Source organism: Rhodopila sp. (assembly GCF_035548095.1).
In the GTDB taxonomy this organism is placed as follows: domain Bacteria; phylum Pseudomonadota; class Alphaproteobacteria; order Acetobacterales; family Acetobacteraceae; genus Rhodopila.
In genome coordinates, this window is record NZ_DASZUV010000023.1 from 113,383 (window position 1) to 127,883 (window position 14,501).

Sequence of the window (14,501 nt, forward strand, 5' to 3'; positions counted from 1 at the left end):
GCGGCGATCAGTCCATCGCGGCGTGGGCGTCCGCCGGCGGCGTCACCGCGCCGCGCGGGCGGCGCATCAGCAGCAGCAGGATCAAGGCTGGCAGCGTCGTGAAGATCATCATGTGGTAATCGTCGATATAGGCGACGATCTGTGCCTGCTGGTTCACCACATGGTCCAGCGCCGCGGCTCCGTGCGATGAAAACGGGTCCCATAGGTGGCTGGCCTGATCACCCCGCTGCAGCGCGCGGTTGAAGGGCGTGACATGGGCGCCGATTTCCTCATGCAGGACCTGCGTATTATGCGCCAGCATGAAGGAGGTCACCGACACGCCCACCGCGGCGCCGATGTTGCGGAACAGGCTGAACAATGAGGCACCGTCGGTCCGGTATTGCGGGGCCAGCGTGGCGAAGGCCATGACCTGCAGCGGCAGGAACACCGACCCCAGGCCCGCGCCCTGGATGATGATGGTCATCATGATCCGCCACTGCGCGACATCCGGCGTCCAGTGCGTCTGTTCCCACATCGACCAGATCAGCGCCAGCAGCCCGACGGCCATGATCTTGCGGGGATCGATCTTCTGGCTCAGCCGTCCGCAGGTCAGCATGGCGGCCATGGTCCCGATGCCCCGCGGAGCCATGATCAGGCCGGCCGACTCCACCGGGTAGTTCGCCATGTTCTGCAGCCACGGCGCCATCAATGACGAGCTGGAGACCAGGATCGTTCCGACCGCGAACATCATCGCGATGCCGGACACGAAGTTGCGGTCGGCGAACAGCACCGGCGGAATGAACGGCCGCCTCGACGTCATCATATGCACGATGAACAGGTAGATGCCCAGGCCGCCCAATACCGCCTCGGTGATGATCTCGGTGGCGCTGAACCAGTCCTGGTCCTGGCCGCGATCCAGCATCATCTGCAGGCCGCCGATGCCCAGCGACAGCACGCCAAACCCGATCCAGTCGAACTTCATCAAGAAATTCGGATGCGACCGCGGCATGCAGAACACCAGGCCAGTGGTAGCCAGGATGCCGAATGGCAGATTGATGTAGAACACCCACCGCCAGTTGTACATTTCAGTCAGGTAACCGCCCAGCGTGGGGCCCAGGATCGGGCCGATCATGACCCCGACGCCCCAGATGGCCATCGCCTGGCCGCGCCTCTCGGCCGGGTAGATATCCATCATCGTCGCCTGCGACAGCGGCACCAGGGCGGCGCCGAACACGCCCTGCAGGATGCGGAAGATCACCATCTGATTCAGCGACTGCGCCGCGCCGCACATCATCGATGTGATGGTGAACCCGATCAGGCACGTGATGAACAGGTATTTCCGGCCGAACCGCGCGGCCAGCCAACCCACCGGCGCGGTCATGATCGCCGCGGCGGTGATGTAGGAGGTGAGGACCCAGGTGATCTCGTCATAGGTCGCCGACAGGCTGCCCTGCATGTAGGGCAGCGCGACATTGGCGATCGTCTGGTCCAGCGCCTGCATCAGCGTCGCGCCGACGGTGCAGAGCGTGATGATCATCCGGTATGGAACCGGTTCCGGTTGGGCTACGGCCATGCGTTACAGTGCCTCACGGGCTGACCATTGCGCATCCGGACGTTTCCCGCGGTCTTCTTGTCGTCGTCTGTTGTCGTCGCCGGGTGCCGCAGTCTCGGCTCAGAACAGATCGCGCCAGGTGCGCTTATGTCCCGTATCGATTTCGGCGACCACGCTCATGCCGGAGCGCAGGGCCGGCTCCCCGGCCTTCCGGTCGACCTTGATCCGCACTGGAATGCGCTGCACGACCTTCACCCAGTTCCCCGACGTGTTCTGCGCCGGCAGCACCGAGAATTCCGATCCGCTGACCGGGGAGATCGATTCCACCCGACCGTTCCAGACATGGCCCGGATAGGTATCCACCGTGATCTCCACCTTGTCGCCCGGCTTCACATGGGTCAGCTCGGTCTCCTTCGGGTTGGCCTCGACCCAGACCCGCTCATCGGAGACCAGTCCGAACGCCGCGGTCGATGCGCCCAGATACATGCCGGGCTGCACCGAATCCACCTGGGTCACGATGCCGGAGAACGGTGCGTAGATCACGGAATGGTCAAGCTGGCGCTGCAACTCATCGACCTTCGCCACCGCCTGCAGGTAATCGTTCTGCGTATGGGAATCGACGTTCGGGTCGCCGCCCAGCTTGGTCAATGCGACAGCGGCGGCGACACGCAGCGATTCCAGCGCCCGCTTGTTCGCCATCAGGCGGTATCGGGCATTATCGTATTCCTGCCGGGTGACACCGCCGCTTTTCACCAGGCTGGCGTAGCGGTCGAAATTGGCCTGGTCGGATTCAACCTCGGCCTCCTTGACCTTCACCTCGCTCAGCATGCGCTGGTAGTCCAGCTTCTCGGCGTCGAGCGTCGACAACAGCCCGTCGCGCGCGGCGATGGCGCCGGCCAGGGCGATCTTGAACGGCTTGGGATCCAGCCGCAGCAATACCTCGCCCTGCTTGACGTGCTGGCCTTCGCGAACCGGCACCTCCATCACGATGCCCGACACGTCGGTGGCGATCGATTCCTTGGCGGCCTTCACGTAGGCATCGTCCACCGAGACGTAGCGCCCACCGGTGATCCAGTAGAATGCCGATCCGATGATGACGGCCAGAATGCCGCCCAGCATCAGGATCGGACGCACGGCGCCGCGTCCGATCCGCCGCCGTGTCGGCGGAGCGTGGACCCTGTCGCCGACACGCGGCGATTCGGCCGCGACCCTTGGGGCCTCGTCGACCGCTGCCTGAGACATCAGACAGCCTCCCGAGCGGCTGTTTCGTCGGCGTCGCCACCCCGTCGCGTGGCCTGCGCTTCCTGGTTCAAGTTGGCTTTCATACGCAGCAATGTCTCAGTCATGGTGTCCAGCGCGCGCATGTCGATCCCGTCCGTCAGGATACGGGCCAGTTCCGCCCGCTGTTTGAAAATGTCGTCCAACGTCGCCCAGGCGGGCTCCAGCAGATGCAGGCGCCAGATGCGCCGGTCCCGCGGATCGGGCCGGCGTTCGACCATCCCCCGCGCCTCCAGCCTGTCGATCAGCCGTGCGACGCTGATCGGCTCCACTTCCAGCAATTCGGCCAGTTCCTTCTGCGAGATACCGGGCTGCCGGCGCAGCCAGATCAGGATGCCCCACTGCGCCCGCGTCATCTGGTGCTGGCGCGCACGCTTGTCGGCCTCGACGCGCAGCGACCGTGCCACGTCATGCAGCAGAAACAACAGGTCGCGCTGGAATTCGTCCAACAGGTCGTCCCGACAATGAGGGGTGAAGCGACGATGAGGGGTGAGGCAACTTTGAAGGATGAAGCATAATTCTAGCCCGCATCCGTCATCATAAGCCACGTTATGATAAGGCGCGCGAGGGTATCTGCCATGCATACAGCGCATCCCCGCCCCGCGCCCGCACCAGTGAGTGAGGGGCCGGGAAAGCCGCTACAGCACGTGTCCATTCGGCGGTCGTTCTGATCACGGCAGGCTCTCCCTGCTTTTGCCTCATGCGACGCGGATGTGCTGCCGATGGACGTCCCGCGGGACGTCGCCGCGGCCAGCCGCGCGCAAGTCGGCCGCCTACGCAAAGGGACCGGGAAGAATGAAACGTCGCAGCCTGCTGACCATGGCCGCCCTGTCGCCGGCCGCTTTCGCACCGCTCGCGCGGCCGGCGGTGGCTCAGCCATCGAAGACATTGGTCTTCGTGCCGCAGGCCAACCTGACCAGTCTGGACCCGATCTGGACGACGGCGACGGTGACCCGGAACTTCGCCTTCCTGGTGTTCGACACGCTGTATGGCGTCGACGCCGGGCTGAACCCGCATCCGCAGATGGCGGAAGGCCATGTCAGCGAGGATGACGGCAAGCGATGGACCATCAAGCTCCGCGACGGCTTGACCTTCCATGATGGTGAAAAAGTGCTGGCCCGCGACTGCGTGGCCTCCTTGCAGCGATGGATGAAGCGCGACTCCGTCGGCCAGATTCTTGGCGCCCGGCTCGATGCCCTGGACGCGCCGGATGACCGGACACTGGTGTTTCGCCTGAACAAGCCGTTCTCCATCCTGCCCTTCGCCCTGGCACGCACCCAGCCCAGCCCGCCGGTGATCATGCCGGCCGCCATCGCGGCGACCGATCCCTACAAGCAGATCCCACAGGTGATCGGCAGCGGCCCGTTCAAGTTCGAGCCGTCGGAATACGTCTCGGGCAGCCGCGCGGTGTTTACGAAGGCGGACGGTTATGTGCCGCGGCCGGAGCCGGCGGATTTCACCGCCGGCGGCAAGCGGGTGCTGGTGGACCGGGTGGAATGGCGCATCGTGCCGGATGCCTCGACCGCGGCGAACGCACTGCAGCAGGGGGAAGTGGAGTGGGTCGAATCACCACTGCCCGACCTGCTGCCGATGCTGCGCGCCAACAAGAACGTGGTCGTCGACCGGCTGGACCTGTACGGACTGTATCCGGTGGCACGCTTCAACGCGCTGCAAGGTCCGACCGCCAATATCGGTGTGCGCCAGGCTATCCTCGCCGCGGTCGACCCGGTGGAGGTGATGCAGGCGGTGATGGGCGATGACAGCTCCGGCTACCATGCGCCGGTCGGCCTGTTCCTGCCGGGATCGGAAAGCGCCAACACCGCCGGCATGGATCGGCTGGGCGGCAAGAAACCGGTCGACGAGATCAAGGCGATGCTGAAGACCGCCGGCTATAATGGAGAAAAGCTGGTCCTGCTGCATCCGACCGACCAGCCGTTCTACAACGCCATGGCCCAGGTGCTGGCGGCGACGATGAAGCGCATCGGCATCACTGTCGACGACCAGTCGATGGACTGGGGCACGGTGGTGCAGCGCCGCGCCAGCCGGGAACCGATCGACAAAGGCGGCTGGTCGATGTTCCCCGCTTCCTTCCCGGCGGTGGACTACCTCAACCCGCTGGCCATCCCCGCCGCGCGCGGCAACGGCGCCAAGGCCTGGTTCGGCTGGCCGGACAATCCGAAGATCGAGGCGTTGCACACCGCCTGGATCGACAGCTCCGATCCGGCGGAGCAGAGGAGGCTGGCCACGGAGTTGCAGCAGGAAGTGCTCAGCTTCGCGCCCTTCGTTCCTCTGGGACAGTATTTCCCGCCAACCGCCTGGTACAAGAGCCTGAGCGGGCTGCTGAAAGGACCGGTGCCGGTGTTCTGGAACGTCGGCAAGGCCTGACGCCTCTCGCGTCGCCGGCCAGGCGTCCGACGCAGACCGGTTCGGGCCCGGTCGGCATTTCCGGCCAATCGCCGGTCCGATGCCCCGCCGATACAATTTGCCACGCCGGCGCGACAACCCGGAACCCGGCGTGCCCGAGGCGAATTGTCACGCCAAATCAAGGAATTGCTCGGCATCGGAAGGGCCCGTTTGGCCGGCCATCCCGGATGGTGGCGCCGATTGTGCTGGCATCGCGGATTTAACCCACCTATTGAGCGGCAATATCCCAGGTGCAAAACGTGGCCGATGGGCACGGCATGCGTGTGCCGTTCCGCGCCGGCGCCGGATTGCACAACCGTCTTTGCCGGTAAGGCAGGAGTAGCCGATGGCAACGCAAACCATTGCGGACCTGGTGGCGACGATGCTGGAACAGGCCGGCGTCCGGCGGATCTGGGGTGTCGTCGGGGATTCGCTGAACGGGTTGACGGACTCGCTGCGCCGGCGCGGCACGATCGACTGGATTCACACCCGGCACGAGGAAGCCGCCGCCTTCGCCGCCGGCGCCGAGGCGGCGCTGACCGGCGAGCTGGCCGTCTGTGCCGGCAGTTGCGGTCCGGGCAACCTGCACCTGATCAACGGGTTGTATGATTGCCACCGCAACCGTGTCCCCGTGCTGGCGATCGCGGCGCATATTCCGTCTTCGGAAATCGGCAGCGGTTACTTCCAGGAAACCGATCCGCGTGCGCTGTTCGCCGAGTGCAGCCACTATATCAGCCCGATCGCGACGCCGGCCCAGATCGTGCGCGGCCTGGAGACGGCGATCCGCACCGCGATCGGCAGGCGCGGCGTCGCCGTCGTGGTCCTGCCGGGGGACGTGGCGCTGGAGACGATCCGGGCACCGTCCCCAGCCTGGCTGAAACCGGCCCCGCCGGTGGTGATGCCCAACCCGGCGGACCTGGATGCGCTGGCGGCACTGCTGAACCGGGGCGGCTGCACGACGCTGCTGTGCGGCGGCGGCTGCGCCGGGGCGCATGACCAGGTGGTGGCCCTCGCGGACCGGTTGAAGGCCCCGATCGTGCACGCCCTGCGCGGCAAGGAACATGTCGAATACGACAATCCGTTCGATGTCGGCATGACCGGGCTGATCGGCTTCTCCTCCGGCTATCATGCCCTGATGGACGCCGAGACGGTGCTGATCCTGGGGTCGGATTTTCCCTATCGCCAGTTCTATCCGGCCGGGGCGCGCATCGCGCAGGTGGACCTGCGGCCCGAGGTGATCGGGCGGCGCGCACCGGTCGATCTGGGCGTGGTGGGCGATGTGCGCGCGACGATAGAGGCACTGCTGCCGAAACTTCAGGAACGCGGCGACCGGAGCTTCCTGGACAAGGCCCTCGCGCATTACCGCAATGCTCGGAAGGGGCTGGACGATCTCGCCGCCGGAACGCCCGGCAAACCGCCGATCCATCCGCAATATGTCGCCCGTGTGCTGGACCGGCTCGCGGCGGACGATGCCGTCTTCACCTGCGATGTCGGCACGCCAACCGTTTGGGCCGCCCGCTATCTGACCATGAACGGACGGCGCCGCCTGATCGGCTCCTTCTGGCATGGGTCCATGGCCAACGCGCTGCCCCAGGCAATGGGCGCCCAGGCCGTCGATCCAACGCGGCAGGTGGTTTCACTGTCAGGCGATGGCGGCTTCGCCATGCTGATGGGCGACATGCTGACCCTGCGGCAGGCGAAACTGCCGGTGAAGGTGGTCGTGATCAACAACGGTGCGTTGGGCTTCGTCGAGATGGAGATGAAGGCGGGCGGCTATCTGGAATTCGGCACCGACCTGCTGAACCCGGATTTCGCCCAGGTGGCGCAAGCGGCCGGCATCTTCGGACGCCGCGTGGAGGATCCCGGCGATCTGCCAGGCGCGCTTGCCGAGGCGCTGAACCATGACGGTCCGGCACTGGTCGATGTGGTCACCAACCGGCTGGAGCTGGCGATGCCGCCCGCGACCACGCTGGAACAGGTCAAGGGATTCAGCCTGTACCTGGCCAAGGCCATCCTCAATGGCCGCGGCAGTGAGATCGTGGAACTCGCGCGCACCAACCTCTTCCGGTAATCCAGGGTCCCGGTAAACGGGTTTCAGCTCATCCGTATCCAGCTCACCGAAAGGAACGTCCATGACGGCGATGCGCACCGAGACTGACAGTTTGGGCCCCGTCCAGGTCCCGGCCGACCGGCTGTGGGGCGCGCAGACCCAGCGCTCACTGGAGCATTTCAGCATCGGCCACGATCTGATCCCGCGCGAGATGATCACGGCCTATGCGATCCTGAAACGCTCCGCCGCCGTCGCCAATCATGCGGCGGGCCGGCTGGACGACAAGGCGTGCGCGCTAGTGGTGAAGACCTGCGACGAGGTCCTGGCCGGCCAGCACCATGACATGTTTCCGCTGCACGTCTGGATGACCGGCAGCGGTACGCAGTTCAATATGAACGTGAACGAGGTCATTTCGAACCGGTGCTGCCAGCTGGCCGGCACCGCGCTGGGCAGCAAGACGCCGGTGCATCCGAACGACCATGTGAACATGTCGCAGTCCTCGAACGACACATTCCCCTCGGCCATGAACATCGCCGCCGCGATGAACACCGTGCAGCGGCTGATGCCGGCGGTGACGGAGCTGCGCGACGCCATCGCCGCTAAGGCAAAGGCCTGGGATGGGATCGTGAAGATCGGCCGCACCCATATGCAGGATGCGACGCCGCTGACCCTGGGCCAGGAGTGGTCGGGCTATGCCGAGATGCTGACCGAGGATCTGGAGCGGTTGGGGGACGCGGTGAAGCACGTCTACCGGCTGGCGCTGGGTGGCACGGCGGTCGGCACCGGCATCAACGCCGCCCCCGGCTTCGCCGAGGCCGCCACCGCCGAGATCGCCCGCTTCTCCGGCCTGCCCTTCGTCAGCGCGCCCAACAAGTTTGCCGCCCAGGGCGCGCATGACGCCCTCGTGCAATTGTCCGGAACGTTCCGCACGCTGGCAGTGTCTCTGTACAAGATCGCCAACGACATCCGCCTGCTATCCTGCGGCCCGCGTGCCGGCTTCGCCGAGCTGCTGATCCCCGCGAACGAACCCGGCTCCTCCATCATGCCCGGCAAGGTCAACCCGACTCAGGCCGAGGCATTGACGATGATCGCCGTCCAGGTCATGGCGAACGATGTCGCGGTGGGCTTCGGCGGCGCCGGCGGCTATCTGGAGATGAACGTCTACAAGCCCTTGATGATCCACAATATCATCCAGTCGATCGCGATCATGACTGATGGCTGCGTGAATTTCCGCCGCTATCTGGTGGAAGGAACCGAACCAAATACCCGCAAGATCAAGGAATATGTCGACCGTTCGCTGATGCTGGTGACAGCCTTGTCGCCGGTGATCGGCTACGACAAGGCGTCCCAGATCGCCCATCACGCGCTGGACCACGACATGACTCTCAAACAGGCGGCACTGGCGCTGGGCTTCGTGGATGAAGCGGAGTTCGACCGCATCGTCGACCCTGCCAAGATGGTGCATCCCTTCGTGGCGACGGAATGAAGCACCCCTTCGGGGTGACGGAATGAAGCACCCCTTCGGGGTGACCGAATGAAGCCCCCTTTCGGGGCGACGGAATGAAGCACCCCTTCGGGGCGACGGAACAAGGCGCCCCTGCGGGGGAACGGAATAGACCGGAGTATCCCATGCCCGAGACGAACAACGCCGGCGGTTATCGGTTGCTGCACGATCCCCGCAACAACAAGGGCACGGCGTTCAGCGCCGAGGAGCGGCGGGAACACGGGCTGGAAGGCCTGCTGCCGGTCACCGTCAGCACCCTGGAACACCAGGTCGCGCGCACTCATCTGGAATTGCAGGCGCTGGATAACGATTTGCAGAAATACCTGCTGCTGTCGGACCTGCAGGCGCGCAACCAGACGCTATTCTATGCCGTGGTGATGTCCGATCCGGCCACCTACATGCCGCTGGTCTACACCCCGACGGTCGGCGAGGCCTGCCAGAAATTCGATCATTTCTTCCGCGCGCCAAAGGGATTGTACCTGCCGATTTCGGCGAAGGGGCGGATCAAGGACCTGCTGGCGAACTGGCCGGAGACCGATGTCCGCTTCACCGTGGTCACTGATGGGGAACGCATCCTGGGCCTGGGCGACCTGGGCATTGGCGGCATGGGCATTCCGATCGGCAAGCTGTCGCTCTACACCGCCTGCGCCGGCGTGCCGCCGCAATACTGCCTGCCGATCACCCTGGACGTCGGCACCAACAATCACGCGCTGCTGGCGGATCCGCTCTATCTCGGCCTGCGGCACGAACGGGTGCGCGGCGCGGACTACGATGCGTTCATCGAGGAATTCGTCCAGGCGATAACCGCACGTTTCCCGAAATGCTGCATCCAGTGGGAGGATTTTGCCAATATCAATGCCGTGCCGATCCTGGAACGCTATCGCGACCGTATCTGCACCTATAATGACGACATCCAGGGCACCGCCGCCGTTGCCTTGGCCGGCATCTATGGCGCGCTGCGCATCTCCGGCCAGAAGCTGACGGACCAGCGCTTCCTGTTCCTGGGCGGCGGGTCGGCCGCCACCGGCATCGCCGAACTGATCAGCCGCGCCATGGCCGCCGACGGGTCCGCGGAAGGGGCCGCCGGGGGCATGGATCTCAACGCCGCCCGCAAGCGCAACGCTCTGTTCGACATCAACGGGCTGATGGTGACGTCGCGCACCGATCTCGCGGACTTCCAGAAACCATTCGCGCAGGATCACGCGCCGATCAGCGTCTTCGCCGACGCCGTGAAGGCGCTGCGTCCCACCGGCATCATCGGCGTCAGCACGGTGCCCAAACTGTTCAATCAGCAGGTCATCGAGGCCATGGCCGCGATCAACGACCGGCCGATCATCTTTCCGTACTCCAACCCCACCTCGCGCTCGGAATGCACCGCCGAGGAAGCGTATCGCTGGAGCGAGGGGCGCGCGATCTTCGCCAGCGGCAGCCCATTCCCGCCGGTGGACTATAGCGGCAGGACCTTCATCCCCGGCCAGGGCAACAATGTCTACATCTTCCCCGCCATGGGCATGGCGATCTACGCGACCGAGGCGACCCGCGTGACCGAGGAGATGTTCATCGTCGCCGCCAAGGCGGTGGCGGAGCAGGTTACGGAAGACAGCCTGGCCTCCGGCCTGATTTATCCGCCGCAGAGCCGCATCCTGGATGCCTCGCTGAACGTCGCCACCCGCATCGCCACCTACATCTTCGAACACGATCTGGCACGGGTGCCGCGGCCGGCCGATATCGGCGCCCATATCAGGGCCAGCGCCTATAAGCCGACCTATCCTGGCTGACCGCATCGTCCGCGCTGAAAGTCGAATGGCGTGAACCATCCCGCCCGTGCCGTGCCGCCCCCCATCAACGCGCCACCCCCCATCAGCGCGCCACCCCGGGCCGGGATGGACCCCGAGATCGAGGCCGGGGCACATCTGCTGCTGACGATCGGTCGCCGGCTGCTGGGGGACGGCGCCGAAACGGAGCAGGTCGCCACCACGATCGATCGTGTGGCCCGGTCGCTGGGGTACGAGGCACACCTGCTGGTGACTTACGAAGCACTCCTGCTGACCCTTATGTCCGGTGCGGTGTCTGATGAGCGGTTCCGCACCAAGGCCGGCCGCCACCTTCCCGGCTTTGGCGTCAACATGCGTGCGGTGGAGGCGATCGACCGGGTCGTTGCCGACCTGGTGGCATCCCGGATCGGCGTGGAGGAGGCGACCCGGCAACTGGACGCGGCGGAACCCGCCCCCTACCCGCGCCTGCTGATTGCGCTTGCCATGGGCGTCACGGCTGCCTGCCTGGCACGCCTGTTCGGGGGCGATCCGGCGGCGTGCGCCACCGCCGGTGTGGCCGGGACGGTCGGTACGCTGCTGCGGCTGATGCTGGTCGGGCACGCGGTGAACCCGTTCCTGATAGCATTCCTCGCCGCGCTGATCGGCGGTCTGGTGGGCGCGATCGGCGCCGATCTGACCGCGACGGCCACGGCCGCCCTATGCGTCATCGCGCCCAGCATGATCCTGGTGCCGGGCGTACCGCTGATCAACGGCGTCTGGGACTGCGCCCGCAATCACATGAGCCTGGGGGTCGCTCGGCTGACCGCCGCCCTGCTGACGGTGCTGGCGATTGCGACCGGGTTGTTCTGCGTCACGATCATTACCCGCGTGCCGGTACCGATCGGCGGAGCGTTGACGCTGCTGCCGCTATGGCAGGACGCGCTGTTCGCCGGCATCGCGGCGGTCGGCTTCGCGTTGCTGTTCAATGTGCCGCCGCGCCTGATCTGGGCGGCGGTGCTGTGCGGCGCGGTCAGCCACGCGCTGCGGACCCAGGCGATGATGGTCGGCGCCGCGCTGGCACCGGCGACCCTGATCGGGTCGGCTGGCGCCGGCGTGCTGGCGCTGGCCCTGGCCTGGCGCTTCCGAGTCCCGCCGGCAGCCTTTGCCTTCCCCGGCGTGGTGGCCATGGTGCCCGGCTCCTTTGCCTTCCGAGCGGTGATCGGCGCGATCGGGATCGTCCAGGCTGGCGATGGCGCCAGCCCGCATCTGCTGGCGGAAACGATCGCGCTGACCGTCGGCAGCGCGTTGGCCATGGCGGCGATCGCGGTCGGCCTCGCCTTGCCTCTGGCGTTGATGACCATGGTGCGGGCCGATGAGACCGATAGCCATCGCCAGACCGGCCGCCCCGGCCGCTGAGGCGGTGGCCTGAGTCCGCCGACGCGCGGGAACGGCCGGACGGATCGGCATCGACGCCGCTTGACACCGCCCGTCAGGCGGCCGCGCAACGCTCCCCGGTGTCAGCCGTGCAGCGCCGTTGGCACGTCATGGCCGAAATAGGCCCGTTCCAGCCGATGCGGCAGATCATCCTCGGATGTCGCGGCCTCCAGCACGATCCGTCCCTGCGCCAGCGCGTAGACACGGTCCGCCAGACGCAGCGCCTTCTCGATCAGTTGCTCCACCAGCAGCACGGCCGTGCCGTTCGCCCGCAGCGCGGCGGCCACCGCCAGCACCCGGTCGACCAGCACCGGCGACAGGCCGGCCGAAGGCTCATCCAGCATCAGCAGCCTGGGCCGGCGCACCAATCCCTGCGCCACCGCCAGCATCTGCTGCTGCCCGCCGGACAGCGCGCCGGCCTTGTCCGCCCGCTTCGCCGCGATTTCGGGGAAATGCGACAGGGCCTCATCCACCCGCGCGGCCCGTTCGCCGCGCGGCACGTCGTAGCCGGCCAGCAGCAGGTTGTCGGCCACGGAAAGTTGGGTGAACACACGATGCCCTTCCACCACGTGAACCAGCCCGCGCCGCGCCGTCTCCCGCGGCGACAACCCCGCCAGGTCCGCCCCGCCGAAATGCACTGTTCCGGTCCATGGCAGCAGTCCCGACACGGCGCATAGCAACGTGGTCTTGCCGGCTCCGTTCGGTCCCAGCAACGCGACGATCTCCCCCGGCCGGATGGTCAGGCTGACATCGTGCAGCACGGTGATCTTGCCATATCCGGCGGACAGGCCGGCCACCGACAGCAGCGGTTCAGGCGCCGAGATAGGCACTCACGACCTCCTTGTGCGACCGGATCTCCGCCGGCGTGCCCGCCGCCAGCTCGCGGCCCAGGTTCAGCACCGTGACCTCGTCGCAGATATCGAAGATCAGGTCGGCATGATGCTCGACCAGCAGCACGCCCGTCCCTGCCTCCGCGACAGCCTTCGTCAAGGCGCCGAGGCGCATGATTTCATCCGCGGACAGGCCGGCGGCGGGTTCATCCAACAGCAGGAAGGTCGGCCGCCCGGCCAGCGCGCGGGCGATTTCCATGAACCGCAGCTCGCTGTGCTGCAGCCGATCCGCCCGTACCGCCGCCAGCGCATCCAGCCCGACAACGCGCAGCGCATCCATGGCGCGGGCGGTGAGCCGCTGTTCATCCGCACGATGACGCGGCAGGGTCAGCGCCGTCTCCATGAAGCTGGCGCGCCCGTCGACCGAGGCGCCGATCATGACGTTCTGCAGCACCGACGCTTCACCGATGATCCGCGGTGTCTGGAAGGTACGGGCGATCCCGAGAGCCGCGCGAGACTGCGGCGCGCCATGCGGCAGGGAGCGGTCGCCCAGGTAGACCTCCCCCTCCTGGGGCACATAATAGCCGGAGATGACGTTCAGGGTGGTGGTCTTGCCCGATCCATTGGGCCCGATCAGGCCATGCACCTTGCCCGGCTGCACCATCAGGTCCAGTCCATCGATCGCCCGCACGCCGCCGAACGCCAGTACGACGTTGCGCAGCGCGATCGGCTTGCCAATCGGGGGATCGGCCAGCAATGACGCCAGCAGTTCCGGCCGCGGCACGATCGTGCGCGTGCTGTCCAGCGGCTTGCGATTTCGAAAATCCAGCAACGAGGCGATACCGCCGGGAATCAGCAGGACGATCACCAGCAGCAGCGCGGCGTACAGAAAGGTCGACCACGCCACCAGCGGCGCCGCCACCTCGGGCAGCAGGGTCAGCAGGACGTTGCCGATCAGCGGCCCCAGGATGGATCCTCGGCCGCCGACCAGGATGGCGATGAAGAAGGTGACGGAGAGGTCGAAGCTGAACGCCTCCGGCGTGATGTAGGACTGCAGCGTGGCGAACAGGCCGCCCGCCACGCCGGCGGTGAAGCCGGAAAACAGGAAGACGATGATCAGCAGCCGCGCCTTGCCGATGCCGACCGATTCCGCCGCCACCTCGGCATCGCGCATGGCGACCAGGGAGCGGCCATAGCGGCCGGCGCCGATATTCGCCGTCATCCAGGTGACGACGGCGGCGAAGCCGAGGCACAGCAGGTAGAAACCCCAGGGCGCATCGAAGGGCGGGCTCAATGCCGGACCAGGCAGGCCGATGCCGCCGCCGGTGACGCTCTGCCAGGCCAGCGCCACCTGGGTCACGATCGTGGCGAAGCCCAGCGTGGTCATGGCGAAATAGAAGGTCCGCAACCGCAGTGCCGGCAGGCCCACGACGACCCCGGCCAGCGCACCCAGCCCGCCACCGGCGGCATAGGCCAGAAACGGGTTCAGATCGAAGCGCTGGCACAGCACCGCCGCCGTGTAGGAGCCCAGGGTGAGCAGCGCGACCCAGCCGATGGCCAGCTGGCCGCCATAGCCCACCACCAGATTCAGCCCCGCCACCAGCACCCAGTACACGGCCGCTCGGGCGCCGATCACGGCCCAGTAGTCATTGGCGACCAGCGGCAGCGCCAGGGCGGCGGCGAAGATCACCAGATACGGCAACAAGGCGCGCATCGG

10 protein-coding genes are annotated in these 14,501 nt (G+C 66.5%); 5 read left to right on the top strand and 5 right to left on the bottom strand.

Annotated elements, in window-relative coordinates; translation table 11 throughout:
* Nucleotides 1-7: 7 nt before the first annotated feature.
* From VHC04_RS17685 to VHC04_RS17695, 3 genes are all read right to left on the bottom strand, one after another.
* Entirely contained in the window at nt 8-1,552 is a 1,545-nt protein-coding gene (locus VHC04_RS17685) for a DHA2 family efflux MFS transporter permease subunit (protein ID WP_325683705.1), read from the bottom strand.
* Nucleotides 1,553-1,651: 99 nt separating this feature from the next.
* The gene (locus tag VHC04_RS17690) at nt 1,652-2,773 is read right to left on the bottom strand and encodes an HlyD family secretion protein (RefSeq protein ID WP_325683707.1); all 1,122 of its coding nucleotides are present in this window, start codon (nt 2,771-2,773) and stop codon (nt 1,652-1,654) included.
* Nucleotides 2,773-3,258 (bottom strand): MarR family winged helix-turn-helix transcriptional regulator, encoded by a 486-nt coding sequence (locus tag VHC04_RS17695; protein ID WP_325683709.1) that lies wholly within the window; start codon nt 3,256-3,258, stop codon nt 2,773-2,775. Before VHC04_RS17695 ends, VHC04_RS17690 begins: the two co-directional genes overlap by 1 nt.
* A 346-nt stretch (nt 3,259-3,604) precedes the next feature.
* Between VHC04_RS17695 and VHC04_RS17700 the strand changes: the two genes are divergently transcribed.
* From VHC04_RS17700 to VHC04_RS17720, 5 genes are all read left to right on the top strand, one after another.
* Nucleotides 3,605-5,194, top strand: a complete 1,590-nt coding sequence (locus VHC04_RS17700) for an ABC transporter substrate-binding protein (protein ID WP_325683711.1) — start codon at nt 3,605-3,607, stop codon at nt 5,192-5,194.
* 364 nt (nt 5,195-5,558) lie between these two features.
* Nucleotides 5,559-7,283, top strand: coding sequence for a ubiquinone-dependent pyruvate dehydrogenase (poxB, locus tag VHC04_RS17705; RefSeq protein WP_325683713.1), 1,725 nt, complete (start codon nt 5,559-5,561; stop codon nt 7,281-7,283).
* Nucleotides 7,284-7,344: 61 nt separating this feature from the next.
* A complete protein-coding gene (gene fumC / locus VHC04_RS17710; protein ID WP_325683715.1) occupies nt 7,345-8,748 on the top strand; it encodes a class II fumarate hydratase in 1,404 nt (467 codons plus the stop codon).
* Nucleotides 8,749-8,891: 143 nt separating this feature from the next.
* The gene (locus tag VHC04_RS17715) at nt 8,892-10,544 is read left to right on the top strand and encodes an NAD-dependent malic enzyme (RefSeq protein ID WP_325683717.1); all 1,653 of its coding nucleotides are present in this window, start codon (nt 8,892-8,894) and stop codon (nt 10,542-10,544) included.
* Nucleotides 10,545-10,574: 30 nt separating this feature from the next.
* The gene (locus VHC04_RS17720) at nt 10,575-11,936 is read left to right on the top strand and encodes a threonine/serine ThrE exporter family protein (protein WP_325683719.1); all 1,362 of its coding nucleotides are present in this window, start codon (nt 10,575-10,577) and stop codon (nt 11,934-11,936) included.
* A gap of 101 nt (nt 11,937-12,037) precedes the next feature.
* Here the strand turns inward: VHC04_RS17720 and VHC04_RS17725 are convergent, their stop codons facing one another.
* Complete coding sequence (locus VHC04_RS17725) at nt 12,038-12,784, bottom strand: ABC transporter ATP-binding protein (RefSeq protein WP_325683721.1); 747 nt, start codon at nt 12,782-12,784, stop codon at nt 12,038-12,040.
* Nucleotides 12,765-14,498, bottom strand: coding sequence for a branched-chain amino acid ABC transporter ATP-binding protein/permease (locus tag VHC04_RS17730; RefSeq protein ID WP_325683723.1), 1,734 nt, complete (start codon nt 14,496-14,498; stop codon nt 12,765-12,767). Before VHC04_RS17730 ends, VHC04_RS17725 begins: the two co-directional genes overlap by 20 nt.
* Nucleotides 14,499-14,501: the final 3 nt, after the last annotated feature.